Origin of the sequence: Fictibacillus sp. S7 (assembly GCF_004127935.1) — a bacterium.
GTDB lineage: Bacteria > Bacillota > Bacilli > Bacillales > Fictibacillaceae > Fictibacillus_C > Fictibacillus_C enclensis.
Window position 1 is genome coordinate 2991082 of the sequence record NZ_QJKL01000001.1, and the last position, 24859, is coordinate 3015940.

Genomic DNA, 24859 nt, shown 5'->3' on the forward strand with positions numbered 1-24859 from the left:
TTCGCGATTGCGCTACGGTTCGATTGAACCGTAGAACAAACACGTTATTTTTTACGACGACGTACGATGTACTTGTCTGTTGGATTGTTTTTCTTACGAGTCTTGTAACCAAGAGTCGGTTTGCCCCATGGTGACATTGGTGATTTACGTCCGATTGGAGCGCGTCCTTCACCACCACCGTGTGGGTGATCATTAGGGTTCATTACAGAACCACGAACTGTCGGACGGATACCCATCCAGCGAGAACGACCGGCTTTACCTACGTTAACTAGTTCATGTTCAAGGTTACCTACTTGACCGATTGTTGCACGGCAAGTTAGAAGGATCATACGAACTTCGCCAGAACCTAGACGAACAAGAGCGTACTTTTCTTCTTTACCAAGAAGCTGAGCTTCAGCACCAGCAGAACGAACCAGCTGACCGCCTTTACCAGGTTTAAGCTCGATATTGTGGATTGTAGAACCTACAGGAATGTTCGCAAGTGGAAGTGCATTCCCTACTTTAATGTCAGCCTCAGGGCCGGCCATGATTTCTTGACCAACTTTAAGTCCTTTAGGAGCAAGAATGTAACGTTTTTCACCATCAACATAGTTGATTAGCGCGATGTTAGCCGTACGGTTTGGATCATATTCGATCGTAGCAACGCGTCCTGGTATTCCATCTTTGTTACGCTTAAAGTCGATAATTCTGTATTTACGCTTGTGCCCACCGCCTTGGTGACGAACAGTAAGTTTACCTTGGTTGTTACGTCCAGCCTTTTTGCTTAGTGGAGCAAGCAATGATTTTTCCGGTTGGTCAGTTGTAATCTCAGCGAAGTCCAATTGAGTCATATTACGACGACCGTTAGTGATCGGTTTAAACTTTTTGATACCCATGTGTGTTTCCCTCCTTTACCTGTTTCTCGGTTTATACTCCCTCAAAGAAGTCTAGTTCTTTGCTTTCTGGAGTTAGTGTAATAATCGCCTTCTTACGCTTTGCAGTGTAACCAGAATGACGACCTACACGCTTGAATTTCCCTTTGGAGTTTACAGTGTTTACTGATGCAACTTTAATCCCAAAGATTTCTTCAAGAGAAGACTTGATTTGAGTCTTTGTTGCGCGAGTGTCGACTTCAAAAGTGTATTTACCATCAGCCATAATTTCAGTAGAACGCTCTGTAATTACGGGGCGCTTAATAATATCTCGTGCATCCATTATGCAAGCACCTCCTCTACTTTTTCCACAGCGTCTCTTGTCATAACAAGCTTGTCGTGGTTAAGCACATCAAGCACGTTTACACCGCTTGCTGTAACGACTGTTACACCAGGGATGTTACGAGCAGATAACGCAACAAATTCGTTGAAGTCACCTGTCACAACAAGTGCTTTGCGATCTGCGGATAGATTTGTTAGTACTTGTTTCATGTCTTTTGTCTTAGGAGCGTCAAAAGAAAGAGCTTCAAGTACGACTAGGTTATTATCGATAACCTTTGAAGAAAGTGCGGATTTAATTGCTAAACGGCGTACTTTCTTAGGTAATTTAAATGAATAGCTTCTTGGTGTTGGTCCGAAAACCACTCCACCGCCAACCCATTGTGGAGAGCGGATTGAACCTTGACGAGCACGTCCAGTTCCTTTTTGTCTCCATGGCTTGCGTCCACCACCAGCAACTTCAGAACGGTTTTTCACGTCATGGTTACCTTGGCGTTGAGACGCTTGCTGCATAACAACAGCATCAAATAACACATTTTGGTTTGGTTCAATACCGAAAACGGAAGCATTAAGCTCTAGGTCGCCTGCTTGAGAACCATCTTGTTTGTAAATAGCTACTTTAGGCATCGATGTATCCTCCCTTCTTATTTAGCTTCTTTTGCTTTTACAGCTGCATTGATTGTAACGTAGCTTTTCTTCGCACCAGGTACGTTACCTTTGATTAGAAGCAAGTTGCGCTCAGCGTCAACTTTTACTACTTCTAGGTTTTGAACAGTAATTGTATCTCCGCCTGTACGTCCAGGTAGGTTTTTACCTTTGAATACACGGTTAGGGTCAACTGCACCCATAGAACCAGGACGACGGTGGTAACGGGAACCATGGCTCATCGGTCCGCGGGATTGTCCGTGGCGCTTGATTACACCTTGGAATCCTTTACCTTTTGATGTGCCGGTTACATCCACGATGTCACCTTCTGCGAAAATATCAACCTTGACTTCCTGACCAACCTCATATTCCGCGCCTTCTACATTGCGGAATTCTTTAACGAAGCGCTTAGGGTTTGTGTTAGCTTTAGCAGCATGCCCTTTTGCAGGCTTGTTCACACGGCTTTCTTTCTTGTCATCAAATCCTAATTGGATTGCTTCGTATCCGTCGTTTTCAGCACTTTTCTTTTGAAGAACAACGTTTGGAGTAACTTCTACCACAGTAACTGGGATAAGATCACCGTTTTCTGCAAACACTTGAGTCATTCCAACTTTTTTACCTAAGATTCCTTTGGCCATTAGTCACACCTCCTATTAAATGTTAAATGTTGTTTTTATATTGTGAATTCACACGAATTAAAGTTTGATTTCAATGTCCACGCCAGATGGAAGATCCAAACGCATTAATGAATCAACAGTTTGCGGCGTTGGCTCGATGATATCGATCAAGCGCTTATGTGTACGCATTTCGAACTGCTCACGAGAATCCTTATATTTGTGCACCGCACGAAGGATTGTGTATACAGCTTTCTCAGTTGGAAGCGGAATCGGTCCGGATACTTTTGCACCAGAACGTTTTGCTGTCTCAACAATTTTCTCAGCAGACTGATCAAGAATTCTGTGATCATACGCTTTTAATCGAATACGAATCTTTTGCTTTGCCATTATTTTCCCTCCTTTATTCGCCCATTTTGATAAACAGACATTACTCCCACAGAAATTTACCTGACAGACATCCGCCATGGCAATGGGGCCGGGTGTGTCAGCAACCTTCCGGATCATCGCAAATGAATGACCAACATTACTTATTATAGTAAAAACAGCTGCCCATTGCAAGCTATTCTTATAAATATTTTTCTCGATCGCACACTTTTACTATTATAGGGGTAAAACCGCTCAAAATCAAGGGAAAATACAAATTGAAAAAATGGTCATGTCGTGTTTCTTCTATATTATAAAAACAAAAAAAGCACCCCGGCAATCGGGATGCTTTTTTATATGAAAGACTATTCAGTGATAGTTGCTACTACTCCAGCACCTACTGTACGTCCACCTTCACGAATAGAGAACTTAGTTCCTTCTTCGATCGCGATTGGAGCGATTAGTTCAACAGTCATTTCGATGTTGTCTCCAGGCATAACCATTTCAGTTCCTTCTGGAAGTTGGATGATACCCGTTACGTCAGTTGTACGGAAGTAGAACTGAGGACGGTAGTTAGAGAAGAATGGAGTGTGACGTCCACCTTCTTCTTTTGAAAGAACGTAAACTTCAGATTTGAATTTAGTGTGAGCTTTAACAGTTCCTGGCTTAGCAAGAACTTGTCCACGCTCAACATCCTCACGGGATACCCCACGAAGAAGTGCACCGATGTTGTCACCAGCTTCAGCATAGTCAAGAAGTTTACGGAACATTTCAACACCAGTTACAGTAGTTGATTTTGGCTCTTCAGTAAGACCAAGGATCTCAACAACGTCACCGACTTTAACTTGTCCACGCTCAACACGTCCAGTAGCAACTGTACCACGGCCAGTGATTGAGAATACATCCTCAACAGGCATCATGAATGGCTTTTCAGTGTCACGTGGAGGAGTTGGGATGTACTCGTCAACTGCGTCCATAAGTTCGATGATTTTTTCTTCCCACTCAGCATCTCCTTCAAGAGCTTTAAGAGCAGAACCTTTGATTACAGGAACATCGTCTCCTGGGAAATCGTACTCGGTAAGAAGGTCACGAACTTCCATTTCAACTAGTTCAAGAAGTTCTTCGTCATCTACCATGTCACATTTGTTCAAGAATACAACTAGGTAAGGAACACCTACTTGACGAGAAAGAAGGATGTGCTCACGAGTTTGTGGCATTGGGCCGTCAGCAGCAGATACTACTAGGATCCCTCCGTCCATTTGTGCAGCACCAGTGATCATGTTTTTAACATAGTCAGCGTGTCCTGGGCAGTCAACGTGTGCATAGTGACGCTTGTCAGTTTCGTACTCAACGTGTGCAGTTGAGATTGTGATTCCACGTTCGCGCTCTTCTGGAGCACCGTCGATTTGGTCGTAAGCCATTGCAGCACCTTTACCGCTTCTTTTAGCAAGTACAGATGTGATAGCAGCTGTTAAAGTTGTTTTACCGTGGTCAACGTGACCAATTGTGCCGATATTGGCATGCGTTTTGGAACGATCAAATTTCTCTTTAGCCATGAGAAAGATTCCTCCTTATTATGTGTGAAAATTAGTTGATTTATTTATATAAACAGACAGATTGTCTGCCTATTCTAGCTTACATGAAAAGCAAGCCTGTTACAACTGTCAACCATTATTGTCCAGTTGATTTTTTGATGATTTCTTCTGAAATGGATTTTGGCACTTCTTCGTAGTGGTCAAAGTGCATGGAATAAGTTCCACGTCCTTGTGTACGAGAACGAAGAGATGTTGCATAACCAAACATTTCAGCAAGTGGTACCATCGCTTTAACCACTTGAGCGTTACCGCGAGCTTCCATACCTTCAACACGTCCGCGTCGGGAAGTTACGTCACCCATAATGTCTCCCATGTATTCTTCAGGAACAACCACTTCAACTTTCATGATTGGCTCAAGGATAGCAGGGTCACATTTTGATTTAGCGTTCTTAAGTGCCATTGAACCGGCAATCTTAAACGCCATTTCGTTGGAGTCAACGTCATGGTAAGAACCGTCAACGATTCTTGCTTTAAGATCAAGCAATGGGAATCCTGCAAGCATACCATTTTTCATTGATTCTTCAATACCGGATTGTACCGCTGGGATGTATTCACGAGGAACTACACCACCGACGATTTTGTTTTCAAATACGAATCCAGATCCTTCTTCACCTGGTTCGAACTCGATCCAAACGTGACCATATTGACCACGACCACCGGACTGACGTACGAACTTACCTTCAACCTTAGCCGCTTGGCGGATGGTTTCCCGGTAAGCAACCTGCGGAGCACCAACGTTTGCTTCAACTTTAAATTCACGCTTCATACGGTCAACAAGGATATCAAGGTGAAGTTCACCCATACCGCCGATGATCGTTTGTCCTGTTTCTTCATCAGTTTCAGTTCGGAACGTTGGATCCTCTTCAGCAAGTTTCGCAAGAGCCATACCCATTTTGTCCTGGTCAGCCTTGGATTTAGGCTCGATGGACAAGTGGATTACCGGCTCAGGGAATACCATGGATTCAAGGATAACCTGATCCTTCTCATCACAAAGAGTATCACCAGTTGTAGTATCTTTCAAACCTACAGCTGCAGCGATATCTCCAGCATATACAGTAGAGATCTCTTCACGGTGGTTTGCGTGCATTTGAAGGATACGTCCTACGCGCTCACGCTTACCTTTTGTAGAGTTCTGTACGTATGAACCTGAGTTCAATGTACCGGAATATACACGGAAGAAAGTAAGTTTACCAACGTAAGGGTCAGTCATAACTTTAAATGCCAATGCTGAGAATGGAGCTTCGTCACTTGATAGACGAGAAACTTCTTCTTCAGAATCAGGAAGATGTCCTGTGATCGCTTCTACATCAGTAGGAGCCGGCAAGTAGTCAAGAACCGCATCCAGCATAAGCTGAACACCTTTGTTTTTGAAAGCAGAGCCACAGATTACAGGGTAAAATTCAACATTTACAGTACCCTGACGAATTGCGCCTTTGATTTCGTCGTTAGTCAACTCTTCGCCTTCTAAGTATTTCATCATCAATTCTTCATCAAGCTCAGCTACAGCTTCGATAAGCTTTCCACGGTACTCTTCTGCTTGTTCTTGATATTCAGAAGGAATTTCACCTATTGTGATATCAGTTCCAAGGTCGTTACTGTAGAATACAGCTTTCATCTCGATAAGGTCGATAATGGCTTCGAATTGATCTTCAGCACCGATTGGAAGCTGAATTGGGTGTGCGTTTGCACCAAGACGGTCATGAAGTGTCTTTACAGAGTAAAGGAAATCAGCACCAATCTTGTCCATTTTGTTTACGAAAACTACACGGGGAACCCCGTAAGTTGTTGCTTGACGCCATACAGTTTCAGTTTGTGGTTCAACCCCAGACTGTGCATCTAGTACAGCTACAGCTCCGTCTAATACACGCAATGAGCGTTCTACTTCTACTGTAAAGTCTACGTGTCCAGGAGTATCAATGATGTTGATACGGTGACCTTTCCACTGAGCAGTTGTAGCAGCGGAAGTGATTGTGATTCCGCGCTCTTGTTCCTGCTCCATCCAGTCCATTTGGGAAGCACCTTCGTGAGTTTCACCAATTTTGTGGATTCGACCTGTATAGTAAAGTACACGTTCAGTTGTTGTCGTTTTACCGGCATCGATGTGAGCCATGATCCCGATGTTACGCGTATTTTTTAAGGAGAATTCTCGTGCCATGAATTTCTCTCCTTCCTATACATAGGAAATAATTTTTTATAGTGGGATAGAGACAGCCAATAAACTGTCTCATGTGTTTTCTACCAGCGGTAGTGAGCAAACGCTTTGTTCGCTTCTGCCATTTTGTGCATATCTTCACGCTTCTTCACGGAAGCTCCAGCATTGTTAGCAGCATCCATGATTTCGTTGGCAAGACGTTCTTCCATTGTCTTTTCACCACGAAGACGAGCGTAGTTAGTCAACCAACGAAGTCCTAGAGTCGTACGGCGCTCGGGACGAACTTCAACTGGAACTTGATAGTTGGCTCCACCCACACGGCGGGCACGAACTTCAAGAACAGGCATGATGTTTTTAAGAGCTTGTTCGAAAACTTCCATTGGCTCTGTGTTTGAGCGTTCTTTAATAATGTCAAATGCATTATAAAGAATGGTTTGTGCTACTCCTCTTTTACCGTCAATCATAATTTTGTTGATTAGACGAGTTACAAGCTTAGACTTGTAAATTGGATCAGGTAACACATCACGACGAGATACAGGTCCTTTACGAGGCATTGTGTCCCCTCCTTTCTCCTATTTATTTTTTATTTATTTCAGCTTACTTTTTAGCAGCTTTAGGACGCTTAGTTCCGTATTTGGAACGTCCTTGCATACGGTTGTTTACACCAGCAGTATCAAGCGCACCACGAACGATGTGGTAACGTACCCCCGGTAAGTCTTTTACACGTCCGCCACGAATCAACACAACGCTGTGCTCTTGAAGGTTGTGCCCGATCCCAGGGATGTAAGCAGTCACTTCAATTCCGTTAGTTAGACGTACACGAGCGTATTTACGAAGAGCCGAGTTCGGTTTCTTCGGTGTCATTGTACCAACACGAGTACATACCCCACGTTTTTGCGGAGATGAAACATTGGTTTGAGCTTTCTTGAAGCTGTTATAACCTTTGTTAAGTGCTGGGGAGTCAGATTTTTTACCTTTTGACTCACGGCCATTACGAACCAATTGATTAATTGTAGGCATTTGTTTTTCCTCCCTTCTTATCCTTTTTTCTAAGACCACTGAACCAGGTGGTTCATCTTTGGACAAAAGAAAGTTTTTGCGAGAGGCCACGCAGGCGGCGTCGCAAAAACATTTAATTTATCCTTTTATCGCAACAGTTGCGGCTCCAACATCAATCCCGCAAGCTTTGCCAAGCTTTTTCATGGAATCGACTCTCGTAATCGGGACAAGTCTTTCCTGTGCAATCTGCAATACTTTACCGGTTACACGAGGGTCGGCATCGTCAGCAACGACGAGCTCTCTAACTTCCCCGTTTTGCAAAGCCTTAATGGTTTGCTTAGTTCCTACGATAAAATCAGAAGCCTGTGTCACTTTTTCATAAGACATCGTTATATCCTCCAAAGTAACATTTCTTAGGAGCACTCAGATATAATATCACTCTTGTGCTCCCAATGTCAACACTTCTCTTGTTAATCTTGAGAGACTAGCTCTGTTGCTTCTGAACCTACAGTTTCTTCGTCAGTGGAGACCGGAGAATCCATTCCAACGTTGCGGTATAGGGACATACCTGTACCTGCAGGAATCAGTTTACCAATAATTACGTTCTCTTTCAATCCGAGCAATTCATCGCGCTTACCTTTGATTGCCGCATCAGTCAGGACACGAGTTGTTTCCTGGAAGGATGCTGCTGACAAGAAGGATTCAGTTTCAAGAGATGCTTTGGTAATACCAAGCAATACAGGACGTCCTGTTGCCGGAATTCCACCTTCGAGAAGAATCTTTCTGTTTGCATCGGTAAAGGTATGAATATCAACCAACGCACCAGGCAATACATCGGTATGGCCGGCATCGATGATACGGACTTTACGAAGCATCTGGCGAACCATTACTTCCACGTGCTTGTCGCCAATTTCTACCCCTTGCATACGGTATACTTTTTGAACTTCACGCAGTAAGTATTCCTGAACACCTTCTGCTCCACGGACTTTGATCAGTTCTTTCGGGTCAATAGAACCTTCAGTCAGTACCTGACCGGCAGTTACTACATCACCTTCTGCAACTTTAATGCGGGCACCATATGGAACGGTGTAAGAACGGGTTTCGATTTCACCTTGAACAAGGATCTCACGCTTCTCTTTGGACTCGTTGATGTTAATTACGGTACCTTCAAGTTCAGAAATCAATGCCTGACCTTTCGGGTTACGTGCTTCAAACAATTCCTGGATACGCGGTAAACCTTGTGTGATATCGTCTCCTGCTACACCACCTGTATGGAAGGTACGCATGGTAAGCTGTGTTCCCGGCTCCCCGATGGATTGTGCAGCGATGATACCAACCGCTTCCCCAACTTCGACGTCAGAGCCTGTTGCCAGGTTGCGGCCGTAACATTTCTTACAAACACCGTGACGGGTATCACATGTAAATACGGAACGAAGGGTTACTTCTTGCACTCCGGCATCGACTACAGCCTGAGCGGAGTCTTCCGTAATTTGTTCGTTTTTGCTGACAAGAACTTCATTCGTTTCCGGATGGTATACGGTTCTGAAGGCTGTACGGCCAACAAGACGCTCGTATAGGTTCTCGATTACTTCGTTGCCTTCTTTGATCGCTGCCACTTTAAGGCCGCGGTCAGTTCCGCAGTCATCCTCACGGACAATAACGTCCTGTGCAACGTCTACAAGACGGCGTGTCAAGTAACCGGAGTCAGCTGTTTTCAGTGCAGTATCGGCAAGACCTTTACGTGCACCGTGTGTAGAGATAAAGTATTCGAGTACCGTCAGACCTTCACGGAAGCTGGACTTGATCGGCAACTCAATGATTTTACCAGCCGGGTTGGCCATGAGACCACGCATACCGGCAAGCTGTGTAAAGTTAGATGCGTTACCACGGGCACCAGAGTCACTCATCATGAAGATCGGGTTTCTCTTATCAAGGGTAAGCATCAGTTTTTGCTGGATTTCATCCTTCGCCTGGCTCCAGATGTTGATAACGCGCTCATATCGCTCGTCTTCTGTAATCAGACCGCGGCGGAATTGTTTCGTTACCGTAGTAACCTTTTCTTCCGCTTTTTCAAGGATACCTTGTTTCTCCGGCAATACGACGATGTCGGAAACACCAACGGTAATACCAGCTCGTGTGGAATATTTAAATCCAAGCTCTTTCATGCGGTCAAGCATCTTGGATGTTTCAGTAATCTTGAATCGTTTAAATACTTCTGCAATGATTTTCCCGAGAATTCCTTTTTTGAACGGATCTACTTCATCATGTTTAGCGATTTCTTCTTTAATATTCGCAGCTTGAGGAAGGAAGTATTTCTCTGGTGTTTCAATTTGCAGGTTGTTTGTTGTCGGCTCATTGATGTATGGGAACGACTCCGGAAGAATCTCGTTGAAGAGAAGTTTACCGACAGTTGTCATCAACATCATGTTTTGCTGGTGTTCTTTAAATGAAGGTTTGTTTAAAGTTGAAACTGGAACAGCAATACGAGTATGAAGATGGACATAACCATTTTCGTACGCCACGATTGCTTCGTTTGCATCTTTAAAGACAGATCCTTCACCAATTGCACCTGCACGCTCCATTGTAAGGTAGTAGTTACCTAATACCATATCCTGTGACGGTGTAACAACCGGTTTACCGTCTTTCGGATTTAGGATGTTTTGTGCAGCCAGCATGAGCAAACGTGCTTCAGCTTGTGCTTCAGCGGATAAAGGTACGTGAACCGCCATTTGGTCACCATCAAAGTCAGCGTTGTATGCTGTACATACGAGCGGGTGAAGACGAATCGCACGGCCTTCAACAAGTGTTGGTTCGAATGCCTGGATACCCAGTCTATGAAGCGTAGGGGCACGGTTCAGGAGTACCGGGTGCTCTTTGATTACATCTTCAAGCACATCCCATACATCAGGCTGAACGCGCTCTACTTTGCGCTTCGCACTCTTAATATTATGAGCAAGACCTTTGGCCACGAGCTCTTTCATTACAAATGGTTTGAAAAGCTCAAGAGCCATTTCCTTAGGAAGACCACATTGGTACATCTTAAGGTGAGGACCTACTACGATTACGGAACGGCCGGAATAGTCAACACGCTTACCAAGAAGGTTTTGACGGAAACGACCTTGTTTCCCTTTAAGCATATGAGAAAGTGATTTCAATGGACGGTTACCTGGCCCTGTTACAGGACGGCCGCGGCGTCCGTTGTCGATTAGCGCATCAACCGCTTCCTGAAGCATACGTTTTTCGTTTTGTACGATGATGTTCGGCGCACCCAAGTCCAAAAGACGCTTCAAACGGTTGTTACGGTTAATCACACGGCGGTACAAGTCGTTCAAATCGGATGTGGCAAAACGTCCTCCGTCAAGCTGCACCATCGGGCGAAGCTCAGGCGGAATGACAGGAAGAACATCCAAGATCATCCAGTGTGGCTCGTTTCCTGAATGACGGAACGCTTCCAGTACTTCAAGGCGTTTAATCGCACGGGTACGGCGCTGTCCTTGCGCTGTTTTCAATTCTTCTTTCAGCTGGTCGACTTCTTTTACAAGATCAATATCTTCAAGAAGACGGCGGATCGCTTCCGCTCCCATTTGTGCAGAAAAGCCCTGACCGTATTTTTCACGGTATGACCGGTATTCTTTTTCAGAAAGCAGCTGTTTTTTCTCCAGCGGCGTTTCACCCGTATCTGTCACCACGTAAGATGCAAAGTAAATGACTTCTTCCAGTGCTCTTGGAGACATATCGAGTACAAGACCCATACGGCTTGGTATTCCTTTGAAATACCAAATGTGCGAAACAGGTGCAGCAAGCTCGATGTGGCCCATACGGTCACGTCGAACTTTAGCACGAGTTACTTCTACGCCACAGCGATCACATACAACGCCTTTATAACGGACGCGTTTGTATTTTCCGCAATGACATTCCCAGTCCTTTTGGGGACCAAAAATTCGTTCACAGAACAAACCGTCTTTTTCAGGCTTTAATGTACGATAGTTGATCGTTTCTGGTTTTTTCACTTCTCCTCTTGACCAGGAACGGATCTTGTCTGGAGAAGCGAGGCCTATTTTCATATACTCAAAATTGTTTACGTCTATCAAGGAGCAAACCTCCCTTATGATATCCTGTTTTTATTCACTCACAGTGTAAGATTCAAGATTTAGATTAAGCTTTTCGCTTGCCTGATCTTCTTCATCATCAAGCTCGCGCATTTCAATTTCTGTGTCGTCTCCGGACATGATCTTAACGTCCATTCCGAGTGACTGAAGTTCTTTGATCAATACTTTGAATGATTCAGGAACTCCTGGTTCCGGAACGTTCTCGCCTTTGACGATCGCTTCGTATGTTTTCACACGGCCGACCACGTCATCGGACTTAACGGTAAGAATTTCTTGAAGTGTATAAGCGGCACCGTATGCTTCGAGTGCCCATACCTCCATCTCACCGAAACGCTGTCCACCAAACTGCGCCTTACCACCAAGCGGCTGCTGGGTAACAAGAGAGTATGGTCCGGTTGAACGGGCATGAAGTTTATCATCAACCATGTGAGCCAGTTTGATCATGTACATGACCCCGACAGACACACGGTTGTCGAATGGAACACCGGTTCTTCCGTCATAAAGAACGGTTTTACCGTCACGGGCCATTCCTGCTTCTTCGATGGTTTCCCAAACATCTTCCTCACGGGCTCCGTCAAATACTGGCGTTGCCATATGAAGGCCCAGCTGTCTTGCAGCCATTCCCAAGTGAAGTTCAAGCACTTGCCCGATGTTCATACGGGAAGGTACGCCCAGCGGGTTCAACATGATATCGATTGGTGTTCCATCTGGAAGGTACGGCATATCTTCTTCCGGCATAATGCGGGAGATAACACCTTTGTTACCGTGGCGGCCCGCCATTTTATCTCCTTCGTGGATCTTACGCTTTTGCACGATATAAGCACGCACAAGTTGATTCACACCAGGAGGCAGCTCATCGCCGTCTTCACGGTTAAATACTTTTACGTCAAGGATAATCCCGTCGCCTCCGTGAGGCACTCGAAGGGATGTATCGCGAACTTCACGTGCCTTTTCACCAAAGATGGCGTGTAGAAGACGTTCTTCAGCTGTAAGCTCGGTAACCCCTTTAGGTGTTACTTTACCTACAAGAATATCTCCGTCTTTTACTTCAGCACCAACACGGATAATACCGCGGTCATCCAGATTGCGAAGAGCCTCTTCCCCTACGTTCGGGATGTCTCTTGTAATCTCTTCAGGCCCGAGTTTTGTATCACGTGCTTCAGACTCGTACTCCTCGATGTGAATAGATGTATACACATCGTCTTTTACCAGACGCTCACTCATGATAACGGCATCCTCGTAGTTGTAGCCTTCCCATGTCATGAATCCGACAAGAACGTTACGGCCAAGCGCAAGTTCTCCTTTTTCCATGGATGGTCCGTCTGCAAGGATTTCTCCTTTTACTACGCGGTCGCCTTTAGAAACGATCGGACGCTGGTTATAGCACGTTCCCTGGTTGGAACGGATAAATTTAAGACAGTTGTAGCGGTCAAGCTGACCTTCTACTTCTTTTCCATCCACGACTTGAATTCGTCGCACCTGGACTTGTTTCGCAGTTACTTTTTCAACAATTCCCTCGTATTTACAGATAACAGCTGCACCAGAGTCTTTTGCAGACACGTGCTCCATTCCTGTTCCGACAACCGGCGCTTCCGGAACCATCAAAGGAACCGCTTGACGCTGCATGTTCGCGCCCATCAAGGCACGGTTGGAGTCATCGTTTTCAAGGAACGGGATACAGGCTGTCGCAGCAGATACAACCTGCTTTGGGGAAACGTCCATGTAATCAATTCGATCACGGCGGACAATCGTGTTTTCACCACGGAAACGGGCAATAACGTCTTCGTTCAGGAACGAACCATCATCACCAAGAAGGGAGTTCGCCTGTGCTACTACATAGTTATCTTCCTCATCAGCTGTGAGGTAGTCGATTCGCTCTGTTACTTTACCAGTTTCAGGGTCAACGCGACGGTATGGAGTTTCAATGAAACCATACTCATTTACCTTCGCATAGCTGGATAAGGAGTTGATCAAACCAATGTTTGGTCCCTCTGGCGTCTCGATCGGACACATACGCCCATAGTGGGAATAGTGAACGTCACGAACCTCAAATCCTGCGCGCTCACGCGTAAGTCCACCTGGTCCCAATGCGGATAGACGGCGTTTATGTGTAAGTTCTGCAAGCGGGTTGGTTTGGTCCATGAATTGAGAAAGCTGAGAGCTTCCAAAGAACTCTTTGATTGCAGCAATTACCGGACGGATATTGATCAATGCCTGTGGTGTAATGGCGTTTGTATCCTGAATGGACATACGCTCACGAACCACACGCTCCATACGGGACAGACCAATACGGAACTGGTTTTGGAGCAGCTCGCCTACAGAACGCAAGCGGCGGTTTCCAAGGTGGTCAATATCATCGGTGTTACCCACACTGTGAAGCAAGTTGAAGAAGTAATTAATAGAAGCGATAATATCAGAGACTGTAATGTTTTTAACAGACTTCTCAACGTACGCATTACCAATTACTTTAATGACGCGCTCACCGTCTGGATCGTCCGGAGCATAAATGTTAATAGACTGAAGCGGGATATCCTGATCTTCAGCTACTCCGCCTGCCGGAGTCACATGACGGAACCCAATGCCGTTTTCAAGGTACGGAAGCACCTTGTCCAGCGTACGCCGGTCCAGCAGAGTGCCTGCTTCCGCAAGAACTTCGCCTGTTTCTGGATCTGCAAGGGTTTCAGCCAGCTTTTGGTTGAATAAGCGGTTTTTGATATGAAGCTTTTTGTTGATTTTATAACGGCCCACGCTTGCAAGGTCATAACGTTTTGGATCAAAGAAGCGTGAGTCTAACAAACTCTTGGCATTATCGACTGTAGGCGGTTCGCCGGGGCGAAGGCGCTCATAGATTTCCAGGAGTGCTTTTTCCGTACCCTCTGTGTTGTCTTTATCAAGAGTGTTTCTTAAATACTCGTCTTCGCCAAGAAGGTCTATGATTTCTTGATCAGAACCAAACCCTAATGCACGAAGCAATACGGTAATAGGGATTTTCCTTGTGCGGTCAATGCGCACATAAACGATGTCCTTGGCGTCTGTTTCAAACTCAAGCCAGGCACCCCGGTTTGGTATAACAGTGGCAGTGAAACCCTTTTTACCGTTTTTATCAATCTTTTCACTGTAGTAGACACTTGGTGAACGAACAAGCTGAGAAACAATTACACGTTCAGCACCGTTGATCACAAACGTGCCTGTATCTGTCATTAACGGGAAATCTCCCATAAATACTTCTTGCTCTTTCACTTCGCCAGTCTCTTTATTAATGAGACGCACCTTTACTCGAAGCGGCGCAGCATAAGTTACATCACGCTCTTTTGATTCTTCTACAGGATATTTTGGCTCTCCTAAGCTATAGTCGATAAACTCTAGCACGAGATTTCCTGTAAAATCTTCAATTGGCGAAATGTCCTGGAACATTTCACGCAGTCCCTCATCAAGAAACCACTGATACGAAGCGGTTTGAATCTCAATTAGATTCGGTAATTCAAGCACTTCGCTAATTCTTGCGTAACTTCTTCGTTGGCGGTGGCGTCCAAACTGAACTAGTTGACCTGTCAACTGATTCACCCCTCAAATCCAGCGTTTTTTCTTGTTCCTATATACTCTAACATTCTACTATCGAATGCCAGAAAGACAAAAAGAAAAAGGGTTTTCTTACAAAACCACAATTTCAATCGAGCAACAGATTATATAATTTTGTCCAATTTCTTCTCTTGATATACCTAGAAATAGTTGTTATATCGAGGTTTTTTCTGCATTTGAGCACAAAGGCAGAAAATGTGAATTCATTGGCATTTTACAATAATAGCATAGAGCATAGGCAGAGTCAATGTTTTTTTGCGCGAATAATATAATATCCTTTGTTCTTGGAAACAATTTCCACCTCATCGAAAACTCCCTTCAGTTTCTCGATGGCAGAAGGAGCTCCCTGCTTCTTTTGAATCACAACCCACAGCTCTCCATTGCTTTGCAATTTCCCGTAGGAATCTTCAAAAAGCTGATGAACAACCTTTTTTCCTGCACGGATGGGCGGATTGGTGAGTATAGCTGCAAATTCCGACTCCTGCACATTGTCAAAAAGATTACTCTTTCGCACCTCAATATTGGAGATTCCATTTTTCCTTGCGTTTTCCCGGGTCAACTCGAGCGCCCGTTCGTTCACATCCACCATCAATAATTGACGGCTTTCATCTTCTTTGGCGAGCGAAAGCCCAATCGGACCATACCCGCAGCCCACATCCAAACAATCTCCACCGATTTCCGGAAAGACAAATTCCTCGATCAGCAGCCTGCTCCCAAAATCGACTTCTTTTTTGGAGAACACACCGGCATCCGATGTGAATTTCAATTCGCGGTCTCTCAGAACAAACGTCCAGGTTTTCGGATTGCTTTTTGCATCAGGATTTTCTGAATAATAATGGCCACTCATGTTTTTCTCCCTTTCATCCAAAGGAATTCCTGGTATCAGTATTACCCAAATGATTTCAAATAAAAAGGCCCGCCTGTTGGCGAACCTTTTTTAGATTTAAAATTACTTCACTTCTACAGAAGCTCCAGCTTCTTCAAGTTTAGCTTTGACTTCTTCAGCTTCTTCTTTAGCAACGCCTTCTTTAACATTGCTTGGAGCGCCGTCAACTAGTTCTTTAGCTTCTTTAAGACCAAGTCCAGTAAGCTCACGAACTACTTTGATAACTTTGATCTTAGAAGCGCCAGCGCTTGTAAGAACTACATCAAATTCAGTTTGCTCAGCAGCAGCGTCTGCACCAGCAGCTCCACCAGCAACAGCTACAGGAGCTGCAGCAGTTACACCAAACTCTTCTTCAATTGCCTTAACTAGGTCGTTAAGTTCTAAAACTGTCATGCTTTTTAGGCTTTCAATGATTTCTTTAGACATTATAATTTCCTCCTTAGTTAGTTAAATCTTATTTGATTTAAAACGAAAGGCTTATGCGCCTTGTTCTTCTTTTTGTTCAGCAACGGCTTTAGTAACCAACGCAAAGTTGCGGATTGGCGCTTGAAGCACGCTGAGTACCATAGAAAGAAGTCCTTCGCGTGATGGAAGATCCGCAAGAGCTTTAACTTCCTCAAGTGTTGCGATACGGCCTTCAATTACACCAGCTTTGATTTCAAGAGCGTCGTGTTCCTTAGCAAAGTTGTTAAGGATTTTAGCCGGAGCCACTACATCGTCATTGCTGAATGCAATCGCTGTAGGTCCAACCAAATGCTCGTTAATCTCAGATAAGCCGGTTTCGTCAGCTGCACGTCGAGTCATTGAGTTTTTGTAAACTTTAAACTCGATTCCAGCTTCACGAAGTTGTTTACGAAGCTCAGTTACTGCCGCTACAGTCAAACCACGATAGTCAACAAGAATTGTTGATTTGCTCTCGCGCAATTGTCCAGCGATGTCAGAAACCAACTGCTTCTTAGTTTCAATAATGCTGCTCATCCTTACACCTCCTGTAGAATAGTCTAGTCATCTTCATACCGTAGCCATAAGAAAAGCCTTCATGTTAGACATGAAGGCGTAGTTTCAGAAATCAAGCAATTAAAAATTGATGTATTCTGTGCTACACACCTCGGCAGGATGATTAAGCATAAAGCCCCTGCTGTCTACGGCATGACATAGATATTTATTTTCAACATTCCAAACTATATCAGTTTAAAAAATGTTTGTCAACTATTTTTTAAGAGAAAAGTTAGACGGGTTAACTTTAATTCCAGGTCCCATTGTAGAAGAGATCGCTACGTTGCGGATATAAGTACCCTTTGCAGCAGCTGGCTTAACTTTAATAAGCGTATCGATGATTGTTCCAAGATTCTCGGACAATTTGTTGTCTTCGAAAGAAACTTTCCCGATCGGCACGTGAATGTTACCGGCTTTGTCAACACGGTATTCCACTTTACCTGCTTTAATATCGTTAACCGCTTTTTCAACTTCAAAAGTTACAGTACCTGTTTTAGGGTTTGGCATTAAGCCTTTAGGTCCTAATACACGTCCAAGGCGACCAACTTCAGCCATCATGTCAGGTGTTGCCACGATTACGTCGAAGTCGAACCATCCTTGTTGGATTTTGTTGATGTAGTCAGTATCGCCTACGAAGTCAGCTCCGGCAGCTTCTGCTTCTTTTGCTTTTTCGCCTTTAGCGAATACTAATACACGTTGAGTTTTACCAGTACCGTGCGGTAGCACGACAGCACCACGGATTTGTTGGTCCGCTTTCTTAGGGTCTACCCCAAGACGTACTGCTACTTCAACAGACTCGTCAAACTTAGCTGTTGCAGTCTTTTTTACAAGCTCAATCGCTTCAGTAGCCTCATAAGCTTTTTGGCGGTCTACTAATTTAGCCGCTTCTTGGTATTTCTTACCTTTTTTAGCCATTGTAAAAATTTCCTCCCTTATGTGGTTTAGCGGATATACCTCCCACTTAAACGGCCACCCGAGATTTTGAGGGCCGCTGCGCCTCTCTGGCACCGGAATTAAACGCCGGTGCTTTCAGGCTTTGTTTCATTAATAAAGGTTGCGAACCGTTTTACCGGTAGGATGTCTCCTTTACTCGCAACCCGTTTGACGCATCAGGATTAGTCTTCGATAACAATTCCCATGCTGCGTGCTGTACCTTCAACCATACGCATTGCAGACTCAACGTTTGCAGCGTTTAGGTCAGGCATTTTTGATTCTGCAATTTCGCGAACTTTATCACGTTTTACAGTTGCAACCTTTTTCTTGTTTGGCTCACCAGAACCAGACTCGATACCAGCAGCTACTTTTAGAAGTACAGCAGCTGGAGGGGTTTTAGTAATGAATGTAAATGAACGGTCTTCAAAAACCGTGATTTCAACCGGGATAATTAAACCAGCTTGATCAGCAGTACGAGCGTTGAACTCTTTACAGAATCCCATGATGTTAACACCAGCTTGTCCTAATGCAGGTCCAACCGGTGGTGCCGGATTTGCTTTACCAGCAGGGATCTGAAGCTTTACCATTTTAATAACCTTTTTAGCCACGCGACACACCTCCTTAAGTCCGTGATGTGGTATATGGGTGCAATACCCTCCCACTCAAAAATACGCTTCCCCCATGCTTAGGAGAAAGCAGTTGTTTAGAAATATCAAACATTAAAAAGTCTATCACTTTTTAAGTTGGATTTCAAGCGTTTTTAAAATTACTTTGAAACTAGAGCTTGACGACCTGGTTGAAATCCAATTCAACCGGCGTTTCACGGCCAAACATGTTGACATGAACCTTAAGTTTCCGCTTGGTCGGATCGATCTCTTCAATCGTACCCACAAAGTCAGCAAACGGACCTTCCTTCACTTTCACTGCTTCCTTAAGCTCAAAGTCCACTTCGATGCGAGGCTCTTCCATACCCATGCCTTTAAGGATGTGTTCAACCTCTTCAGGCAAAAGCGGAGTTGGTTTGGAACCCGCTCCTGCAGATCCTACGAATCCTGTAACACCCGGGGTATTTCGAACTACATACCATGAATCGTCAGTCATGACCATTTCAGTCAAAACATAACCAGGGAAAACCTTTTTCATGGCTGTTTTTGTTTTGCCGTTCTTTACTTCCGTTTCTTCTTCGACAGGAACGAGCACACGGAAGATCTTGTCCGACATCCCCATTGATTCCACGCGCTTTTCCAGGTTCGTTTTCACTTTGTTTTCATACCCTGAATACGTATGAACGACATACCAGTTTTTTTCCATATTTATCGGGACAACCCGTGTCCTTTCCCTCCTAAGCGGATATACTCTAAGCAGTGTATCCAGTTATCTTTCTATATAAACAAATTAGTCAACAATGAGTTCAACAAGTTTTGAAATGCCTAGGTCAACTACCCAGAAGAAGAGCGCCATCACTATAACAGTACCGATCGTAACCGTTGTATAGCGAATCAATTCATCCCGCTTCGGCCAGCTAACTTTCTTCATTTCCTTCTTAACGTCGGATAAAAACTTTGCAGGAGACTTTCTTGTTTTTTCTGCAATGTCAGCCATCATGTTACCCCCATTAGCTAAAAGTTAATATATGTGCAAACAGCCGGCAAGCCGGCATCTTATTTCGTTTCTTTGTGGGTAGTGTGTGCATTGCAATGACTGCAAAATTTCTTAACCTCGATACGTTCAGGGTTTGCTGCCTGGTTTTTCATGGTGGTATAATTTCGGCTGCTGCATTGATCGCAGGCTAAAATAACTTTTTTTCGCATAATAACACCTTCCATGCTGTTTAGACCCACTCATCCACGATATCTATATTACTTTTACCACATTATCACAGGGCAAAAGGCTTGTCAATAAAGGTCGGAACGGCTCTGGCGGCAGCAACCGGCCTTATGAATACAAAAAGAAAAACAGGGGTAGCCCCCCTGCTTATAATGTTATTTCCCGTAATTCAAGATATCGTTCAAGTTTTCTTTTTACACGCTGAAGTGCATTGTCTATCGACTTGACATGCCTGTCCAGGTCAATGGATATTTCCTGATATGACCTTCCATCCAGGTAGAGCATCAGCACTTTCCGTTCGAGATCGCTTAATATCTCACCCATTTTCAGCTCGATATCATCGAACTCTTCCTGGTTAATGATGAGTTCTTCCGGATCGGTTACCTTTGTTCCGCATATCACATCCATCAATGTCCTGTCCGATTCTTCATCATAAATCGGCTTGTCCAGCGAGACATACGAATTCAGCGGTATGTGTTTTTGCCTTGTTGCGGTTTTGATGGCCGTTATCATTTGCCGTGTGATGCACAGTTCGGCAAAAGCCTTAAAGGATGAAAGCTTGTCCTCTTTATAATCTCTGATGGCTTTATAAAGGCCGATCATGCCTTCCTGGATAATATCTTCCCGGTCAGCACCGATTAGAAAATAGGACCTTGCTTTTGCGCGCACAAAATTTTTGTATTTGTTAATCAAAAATTCCAACGCGGCACTGTCTCCTACATGGACATGTTCTACCAGACTTTCGTCTTCGATCTGTTCATAATCCAGAACCGTCATTTCTTTGAGGTAAATGCTCACGACAATCCCCCCGGTCAGCGCCTGAATGCAAGGCAAAATATAACAATATTATACAGCATGGCAGGAAATTGCGTCAAGATTGTTTATTTTTGTCCTCTTCTCCATTTTTCGAATATTTCAGCGATTTCTTCAGACAAAGAGATACTCGAGAAGTTGCGTCCCCTGGCCGACTTTACTTTTCGGTCAATCCGCTTTTCGATATCCTCCATCTCGATTTTCAGTTCCCTGGAAGACTTTCGAAGAGCCCCCTTAGCAAAAACCACCCATTGTTCGGTATAGTCCGAAGTCGCTACGAAAATCCGGGTATTCACATTCTTAAACTCCGAAGCCAGTTTCTCAATCCGTTCATCTGCGGTTTCATTCTCTCTTGTAAAAATGACTTCAACCTTATAGTTCTTTGATTTCTTTTCAATGCCCGGCACCAAGTGAGCGTCAAAGACCACGATCACTCTGTATCCGGTAAATGCCTGATATTCTGCCATTTTTTCAATGAGAATATCCCTGGCCTTCGCAAAATCCAAGTCTTTCAGGGATCTCAGCTCCGGCCAGGCTCCAATCACATTGTATCCGTCAACGATCAGGATGTTTTCCATTATGATGATTGCGGATGGCGTTTGCGGTAAACCTCGTATAAGAGCAGACCTGCTGCCACTGATGCATTAAGAGAAGTAACCTTCCCTTCCATCGGCAGCCGTACAAGAAAGTCGCATGTATCCTTCACCAGGCGGCCCATCCCCTTGCCCTCACTTCCAATGACAAGGCCGATCGGCAAATCCAGCTTGGCTTCCCTGTAGTCTTCTTGCCCTTTCATGTCGGCTCCCACAAACCAAAGGCCGCGCTCCTTCAATTCCTTCATCGTTTGAACAATATTCGTCACACGAACAACCGGGATATATTCAATGGCTCCCGTGGAGGCTTTGGCAACAGCCGCCGTAAGCCCTACCGCCCGCCGTTTGGGAATAATGACGCCATGCGCTCCGACCGCGTCAGCCGTTCTGATGATCGAGCCCAAATTGTGGGGATCCTCGATTTCATCCAGAATAATGAAAAAAGGATCTTCTCCCTTTTCTTCCGCTTTTTGAAATAAATCGTCGATCTCTGAATATTCATAAGCCGCTACTGCCGCAATGACACCCTGGTGGTTTCCTCCATCACTCAGCAAATCCAGCTTTTTTTTCGGAACGAACTGAACAAGCACATTATTTTCTTTGGCCATGTGTATGACCTGGCTCACTGGCCCTTTTTGAGAGCCTTCTCCCACAAAAATTTTATTGATATCTCTTCCTGAACGCAGCACTTCGAGTACAGGGTTTCTTCCGATAATAAATTCTTCGCTCATTGTTTTCCTCCCTCTTCCGCCTGTTCAACGAAAGACACTACTTTTTCAAAAATCATATCCAGCCGTTCCTCTCGGCCCAACAAATGGTGATAGCCAATAATGGCTTCAAAGCCTGTCCCGTACCGGTACGTTTGGACATCTGTATTTTTTGGGACTGACCCTTGGTTTGCGTTTCTGCCCCGCATGATGACAGCAGTTTCTTCTTCATCAAAAAAGCCCTCTTCAAGCAGCCGTTTAACGACCGATGCCTGCGCTTTCGCAGATACATACTTGGTGGCAAGGGTATGGAGTTTGTTCGGTTTCACCTGCCCTGAATGAATGAGGTGATGCCGCACAAACGTTTCCAGCACGGCATCTCCCATATACGCAAGGGTCATTCCATTTAATTGTTTAACATCAGCATTAGTGATTTGTTTGCTCATTTACTGCCTCTTCCAGCGAACACCCTGCGGCGTATCTTCCAATACGATATTCAGGTCGCGCAGCTGGTCACGAATTTCATCCGCCCGGGCGAAATTGCATTCTCTCCTGGCGTTGTTCCGCTCTTCAATGAGCGCTTCAATGTCTTCGTCCAGCAGCTCTTTCTCTTCTGTCAGCGTCAGGCCAAGCACTCCGGCAAGCTCTTCGAAAAGACCGATAAATTTGGCAAGCACCGCGGTTGAGGTGTTTTCTGACTGCAAGTACACATTCGCCTCTCTTGCCATATCAAACAGGACTGCAATGGCGTTTGCGGTATTGAAGTCATCATCCATTTCAGTGATGAAGCTTTGTTTGAATTGCTCTATTTTTTCGTTCCATTGCTCGGCATCAGAAGCAAGATCCGCGCTGACTTCCAGGCGGTGCTTCAGATTTCCATAAGCCGTACGAATCCGGTTCAAGCTGACCTCGGCACTTTGAAGCAATTCATTACTAAAGTTGATCGGGTTGCGATAATGAACGGCCATCATGAAAAAGCGGATCACCTGCGGGTCGAACTCTTTAATCATATCGTGAACAAGCACGAAGTTCCCGAGTGATTTGGACATCTTTTCGTTATTGATATTAATATACCCGTTATGCATCCAATATTTTGCCATCGGCGCTTCATTTAGCGCTTCTGACTGGGCGATTTCATTCTCGTGGTGAGGGAAGGTTAAATCCTGGCCTCCTCCATGAATGTCAATGGAATCCCCAAGGTACTTTTTCGCCATGGCCGAGCACTCGATGTGCCAGCCCGGACGGCCTTTCCCCCATGGGCTCTCCCATGAGATTTCTCCCTCTTTGGCTGATTTCCACAGTGCAAAATCTAGAGGGTCCTTCTTGATGTCGCCTACTTCAATCCGTGCCCCGGAACGAAGATCATCAATTGATTGATGTGAAAGCTTGCCATATCCGTCAAAGGCTCGTGTTTTAAAATACACATCGCCTTTTGCTTCATAACCGTAGCCTTTTTCAACCAGCTTGCTGATAAAATCGATAATTTCCGGCATGGTCTCGGTTACTCTTGGATGATAGTCCGCTTCCTGGACACCAAGCGCGCAAACATCTTCATGATACGAGTTAATAAAACGTTCTGCTACTGTGGGAACATCGGTACCGAGCTCTTTAGCCGTCCTAATGAGTTTATCGTCCACATCGGTAAAATTGGATATAAAATTCACGTCATAGCCGCGGTATTCAAGGTAGCGTCTTATCGTATCAAATACGATGGCCGGACGGGCATTTCCGATATGAATGTAGTTGTAAACGGTCGGTCCGCATACATACATTTTTACTTTCCCTTCCTCAAGGGGTTTAAATACCTCTTTTTGACGGGTTAACGTATTATAAATCACTAAGCTCATCGCACTTCACTTCCCTTTCGTAAACGTTCCATATCTTCCTGCAATCTTTCAATCTCCGCCTGCAGTTCGCGGAATTGGGCAGCCACCGGATCCGGAAGATTGCAGTGATCCAGCTCCTGGCCGACCTTCACGCCATCCTGTACAACGACCCGACCGGGAATCCCGACTACTGTCGAGTTCGGTGGCACATCCCGAAGAACAACCGAACCGGCCCCTATCTTAGAATGTTTCCCAATTGTGATGGATCCCAATACTTTAGCTCCCGAAGCAACCAATGCATGGTCCTCAAGTGTCGGATGCCGTTTTCCTTTTTCCTTACCAGTACCACCAAGTGTTACTCCCTGATACAATGTAACATTATTTCCGATAATACACGTTTCTCCAATAACTACACCCATCCCATGATCTATAAACAACCGGCGCCCGATCTGCGCACCCGGATGAATTTCAATTCCTGTAAAAAAGCGGCTGATCTGTGAAACCAGACGGGCGAGAAACAAGAAATTGTGCCTAAACAACTTGTGAGCCACCCGGTGGGCCCAGACCGCATGCACGCCCGAATACGTTAAAATGACCTCCAGCTTGCTTCGTGCCGCTGGATCATTATCAAAAACTGCCTGTATATCCTCCCTCATGCGCTTCCACATGGAAATCCCCCCTTAGTTAAGAAAAGCTGAAACGGCCGTTAAAAAGCGGCAGGCGTTGGAACTCTTGAATGGCAACACGCCTTTTGTGTTGTGGTGAAAGAGTGAAACGACCGAGCTTTTGGCCGTTGAAGCTGGATCAAGAAAAGCTGAAACGGCTAACCTTTGCCTTCTAGTTGACCATAATCCTGTTTTGGCGGGTAAATGCGCGATTTCGGCGGGTAAATCCTTTGTTATGCCCTGTATTTACTTCATTTCCGCCGGTAAATCTTCCATTTCCGCTTGTAAACCCCGTGGAACCCGCCCATGGGCATATAAAAAAGCGTCTCTGTGCATATGCACAGAGACGCTTTTGGCGCGGTTC

The 24859-nt window shown here is 44.9% G+C and carries 26 protein-coding genes and 2 other annotated features (1 of these 28 cut by a window edge); all 26 genes read right to left on the bottom strand.

Features of this window, described 5'->3' with window-relative positions; translation table 11 throughout:
- Positions 1-44 precede the first annotated feature (44 nt).
- The 26 genes from rplB to epsC all read right to left on the bottom strand — a co-directional run bounded on the left by rplB (position 45) and on the right by epsC (position 24498).
- Entirely contained in the window at positions 45-875 is an 831-nt protein-coding gene (rplB, locus tag DMO16_RS15565; protein ID WP_061975676.1) for a 50S ribosomal protein L2, read from the bottom strand.
- A 31-nt stretch (positions 876-906) separates the two neighbouring features.
- On the bottom strand, positions 907-1194 hold the full coding sequence (gene rplW / locus DMO16_RS15570) for a 50S ribosomal protein L23 (RefSeq protein WP_061975674.1): 288 nt from the start codon (positions 1192-1194) through the stop codon (positions 907-909).
- The gene (gene rplD / locus DMO16_RS15575; protein ID WP_061975672.1) at positions 1194-1817 is read right to left on the bottom strand and encodes a 50S ribosomal protein L4; all 624 of its coding nucleotides are present in this window, start codon (positions 1815-1817) and stop codon (positions 1194-1196) included. The genes rplW and rplD overlap by 1 nt, the downstream gene beginning before the upstream one ends.
- Positions 1818-1834: 17 nt before the next feature.
- Positions 1835-2473: a 50S ribosomal protein L3 gene (gene rplC, locus DMO16_RS15580; protein WP_061975670.1), complete on the bottom strand. Its 639-nt coding sequence runs from the start codon at positions 2471-2473 to the stop codon at positions 1835-1837.
- Between the two features lie 57 nt (positions 2474-2530).
- Positions 2531-2839, bottom strand: a complete 309-nt coding sequence (rpsJ, locus tag DMO16_RS15585; protein ID WP_007203552.1) for a 30S ribosomal protein S10 — start codon at positions 2837-2839, stop codon at positions 2531-2533.
- Positions 2840-3180: 341 nt separating this feature from the next.
- Positions 3181-4371, bottom strand: coding sequence for an elongation factor Tu (gene tuf, locus DMO16_RS15590; protein WP_061975668.1), 1191 nt, complete (start codon positions 4369-4371; stop codon positions 3181-3183).
- A 115-nt stretch (positions 4372-4486) separates the two neighbouring features.
- Positions 4487-6565, bottom strand: a complete 2079-nt coding sequence (gene fusA, locus DMO16_RS15595) for an elongation factor G (RefSeq protein WP_061975666.1) — start codon at positions 6563-6565, stop codon at positions 4487-4489.
- 80 nt (positions 6566-6645) lie between these two features.
- Entirely contained in the window at positions 6646-7116 is a 471-nt protein-coding gene (gene rpsG, locus DMO16_RS15600) for a 30S ribosomal protein S7 (protein WP_061975664.1), read from the bottom strand.
- Positions 7117-7159: 43 nt separating this feature from the next.
- Entirely contained in the window at positions 7160-7582 is a 423-nt protein-coding gene (gene rpsL / locus DMO16_RS15605; protein ID WP_061975662.1) for a 30S ribosomal protein S12, read from the bottom strand.
- 117 nt (positions 7583-7699) lie between these two features.
- Complete coding sequence (locus DMO16_RS15610; protein ID WP_061975660.1) at positions 7700-7948, bottom strand: 50S ribosomal protein L7ae-like protein; 249 nt, start codon at positions 7946-7948, stop codon at positions 7700-7702.
- A gap of 83 nt (positions 7949-8031) precedes the next feature.
- A complete protein-coding gene (rpoC, locus tag DMO16_RS15615; RefSeq protein ID WP_061975658.1) occupies positions 8032-11652 on the bottom strand; it encodes a DNA-directed RNA polymerase subunit beta' in 3621 nt (1206 codons plus the stop codon).
- Positions 11653-11682: 30 nt separating this feature from the next.
- Positions 11683-15225, bottom strand: coding sequence for a DNA-directed RNA polymerase subunit beta (gene rpoB / locus DMO16_RS15620; protein WP_061975656.1), 3543 nt, complete (start codon positions 15223-15225; stop codon positions 11683-11685).
- Positions 15226-15493: 268 nt separating this feature from the next.
- Positions 15494-16096, bottom strand: coding sequence for a class I SAM-dependent methyltransferase (locus DMO16_RS15625; protein ID WP_129478533.1), 603 nt, complete (start codon positions 16094-16096; stop codon positions 15494-15496).
- Positions 16097-16198: 102 nt separating this feature from the next.
- Positions 16199-16561, bottom strand: coding sequence for a 50S ribosomal protein L7/L12 (rplL, locus tag DMO16_RS15630; protein ID WP_061975652.1), 363 nt, complete (start codon positions 16559-16561; stop codon positions 16199-16201).
- Positions 16562-16612: 51 nt separating this feature from the next.
- On the bottom strand, positions 16613-17113 hold the full coding sequence (gene rplJ / locus DMO16_RS15635) for a 50S ribosomal protein L10 (RefSeq protein ID WP_061975650.1): 501 nt from the start codon (positions 17111-17113) through the stop codon (positions 16613-16615).
- A gap of 40 nt (positions 17114-17153) precedes the next feature.
- Positions 17154-17301, bottom strand: a sequence feature (ribosomal protein L10 leader region).
- Positions 17302-17344: 43 nt separating this feature from the next.
- The gene (gene rplA, locus DMO16_RS15640; protein ID WP_061975648.1) at positions 17345-18046 is read right to left on the bottom strand and encodes a 50S ribosomal protein L1; all 702 of its coding nucleotides are present in this window, start codon (positions 18044-18046) and stop codon (positions 17345-17347) included.
- 200 nt (positions 18047-18246) lie between these two features.
- Positions 18247-18672 (bottom strand): 50S ribosomal protein L11, encoded by a 426-nt coding sequence (rplK, locus tag DMO16_RS15645; RefSeq protein WP_053356210.1) that lies wholly within the window; start codon positions 18670-18672, stop codon positions 18247-18249.
- A 169-nt stretch (positions 18673-18841) separates the two neighbouring features.
- On the bottom strand, positions 18842-19375 hold the full coding sequence (gene nusG / locus DMO16_RS15650) for a transcription termination/antitermination protein NusG (protein ID WP_061975646.1): 534 nt from the start codon (positions 19373-19375) through the stop codon (positions 18842-18844).
- Positions 19376-19459: 84 nt separating this feature from the next.
- Positions 19460-19666: a preprotein translocase subunit SecE gene (gene secE, locus DMO16_RS15655; RefSeq protein WP_061975644.1), complete on the bottom strand. Its 207-nt coding sequence runs from the start codon at positions 19664-19666 to the stop codon at positions 19460-19462.
- Positions 19667-19725: 59 nt separating this feature from the next.
- Positions 19726-19875, bottom strand: a complete 150-nt coding sequence (gene rpmG / locus DMO16_RS15660) for a 50S ribosomal protein L33 (protein WP_074440646.1) — start codon at positions 19873-19875, stop codon at positions 19726-19728.
- A 163-nt stretch (positions 19876-20038) separates the two neighbouring features.
- Positions 20039-20689 carry an RNA polymerase sporulation sigma factor SigH gene (gene sigH / locus DMO16_RS15665; protein WP_090239693.1) on the bottom strand — a complete coding sequence of 217 codons (651 nt, stop codon included), beginning with the start codon at positions 20687-20689 and terminating at the stop codon, positions 20039-20041.
- Between the two features lie 83 nt (positions 20690-20772).
- Positions 20773-21282: an NYN domain-containing protein gene (locus DMO16_RS15670; RefSeq protein ID WP_061975642.1), complete on the bottom strand. Its 510-nt coding sequence runs from the start codon at positions 21280-21282 to the stop codon at positions 20773-20775.
- Positions 21282-22028 carry a 23S rRNA (guanosine(2251)-2'-O)-methyltransferase RlmB gene (rlmB, locus tag DMO16_RS15675; RefSeq protein WP_061975640.1) on the bottom strand — a complete coding sequence of 249 codons (747 nt, stop codon included), beginning with the start codon at positions 22026-22028 and terminating at the stop codon, positions 21282-21284. Before rlmB ends, DMO16_RS15670 begins: the two co-directional genes overlap by 1 nt.
- Complete coding sequence (locus tag DMO16_RS15680) at positions 22025-22450, bottom strand: Mini-ribonuclease 3 (RefSeq protein WP_129478535.1); 426 nt, start codon at positions 22448-22450, stop codon at positions 22025-22027. Before DMO16_RS15680 ends, rlmB begins: the two co-directional genes overlap by 4 nt.
- Positions 22451-23851 carry a cysteine--tRNA ligase gene (cysS, locus tag DMO16_RS15685; RefSeq protein WP_129478537.1) on the bottom strand — a complete coding sequence of 467 codons (1401 nt, stop codon included), beginning with the start codon at positions 23849-23851 and terminating at the stop codon, positions 22451-22453.
- Positions 23848-24498: a serine O-acetyltransferase EpsC gene (gene epsC, locus DMO16_RS15690; protein WP_061975634.1), complete on the bottom strand. Its 651-nt coding sequence runs from the start codon at positions 24496-24498 to the stop codon at positions 23848-23850. The genes cysS and epsC overlap by 4 nt, the downstream gene beginning before the upstream one ends.
- A gap of 336 nt (positions 24499-24834) precedes the next feature.
- Positions 24835-24859, bottom strand: a binding site (T-box leader) (it continues 219 nt past the right edge of the window).

Excerpts from the sequence above, each read along its gene's own strand:
- rplC (WP_061975670.1), bottom strand. The coding sequence starts at position 2,473 with ATGGCCAAAGGAATCTTAGGTAAAAAAGTTGGAATGACTCAAGTGTTT.
- rpsG (WP_061975664.1), bottom strand. The coding sequence starts at position 7,116 with ATGCCTCGTAAAGGACCTGTATCTCGTCGTGATGTGTTACCTGATCCA.
- DMO16_RS15680 (WP_129478535.1), bottom strand. The coding sequence starts at position 22,450 with ATGAGCAAACAAATCACTAATGCTGATGTTAAACAATTAAATGGAATG.
- rpsL (WP_061975662.1), bottom strand. The coding sequence starts at position 7,582 with ATGCCTACAATTAATCAATTGGTTCGTAATGGCCGTGAGTCAAAAGGT.
- rplB (WP_061975676.1), bottom strand. The coding sequence starts at position 875 with ATGGGTATCAAAAAGTTTAAACCGATCACTAACGGTCGTCGTAATATG.
- rplL (WP_061975652.1), bottom strand. The coding sequence starts at position 16,561 with ATGTCTAAAGAAATCATTGAAAGCCTAAAAAGCATGACAGTTTTAGAA.
- rplJ (WP_061975650.1), bottom strand. The coding sequence starts at position 17,113 with ATGAGCAGCATTATTGAAACTAAGAAGCAGTTGGTTTCTGACATCGCT.
- DMO16_RS15610 (WP_061975660.1), bottom strand. The coding sequence starts at position 7,948 with ATGTCTTATGAAAAAGTGACACAGGCTTCTGATTTTATCGTAGGAACT.
- rplW (WP_061975674.1), bottom strand. The coding sequence starts at position 1,194 with ATGGATGCACGAGATATTATTAAGCGCCCCGTAATTACAGAGCGTTCT.
- rpsJ (WP_007203552.1), bottom strand. The coding sequence starts at position 2,839 with ATGGCAAAGCAAAAGATTCGTATTCGATTAAAAGCGTATGATCACAGA.
- nusG (WP_061975646.1), bottom strand. The coding sequence starts at position 19,375 with ATGGAAAAAAACTGGTATGTCGTTCATACGTATTCAGGGTATGAAAAC.
- tuf (WP_061975668.1), bottom strand. The coding sequence starts at position 4,371 with ATGGCTAAAGAGAAATTTGATCGTTCCAAAACGCATGCCAATATCGGC.
- rpmG (WP_074440646.1), bottom strand. The coding sequence starts at position 19,875 with ATGCGAAAAAAAGTTATTTTAGCCTGCGATCAATGCAGCAGCCGAAAT.
- rplA (WP_061975648.1), bottom strand. The coding sequence starts at position 18,046 with ATGGCTAAAAAAGGTAAGAAATACCAAGAAGCGGCTAAATTAGTAGAC.
- epsC (WP_061975634.1), bottom strand. The coding sequence starts at position 24,498 with ATGTGGAAGCGCATGAGGGAGGATATACAGGCAGTTTTTGATAATGAT.
- cysS (WP_129478537.1), bottom strand. The coding sequence starts at position 23,851 with ATGAGCTTAGTGATTTATAATACGTTAACCCGTCAAAAAGAGGTATTT.
- rlmB (WP_061975640.1), bottom strand. The coding sequence starts at position 22,028 with ATGAGCGAAGAATTTATTATCGGAAGAAACCCTGTACTCGAAGTGCTG.
- DMO16_RS15625 (WP_129478533.1), bottom strand. The coding sequence starts at position 16,096 with ATGAGTGGCCATTATTATTCAGAAAATCCTGATGCAAAAAGCAATCCG.
- rplD (WP_061975672.1), bottom strand. The coding sequence starts at position 1,817 with ATGCCTAAAGTAGCTATTTACAAACAAGATGGTTCTCAAGCAGGCGAC.
- secE (WP_061975644.1), bottom strand. The coding sequence starts at position 19,666 with ATGGCTGACATTGCAGAAAAAACAAGAAAGTCTCCTGCAAAGTTTTTA.
- DMO16_RS15670 (WP_061975642.1), bottom strand. The coding sequence starts at position 21,282 with ATGGAAAACATCCTGATCGTTGACGGATACAATGTGATTGGAGCCTGG.
- fusA (WP_061975666.1), bottom strand. The coding sequence starts at position 6,565 with ATGGCACGAGAATTCTCCTTAAAAAATACGCGTAACATCGGGATCATG.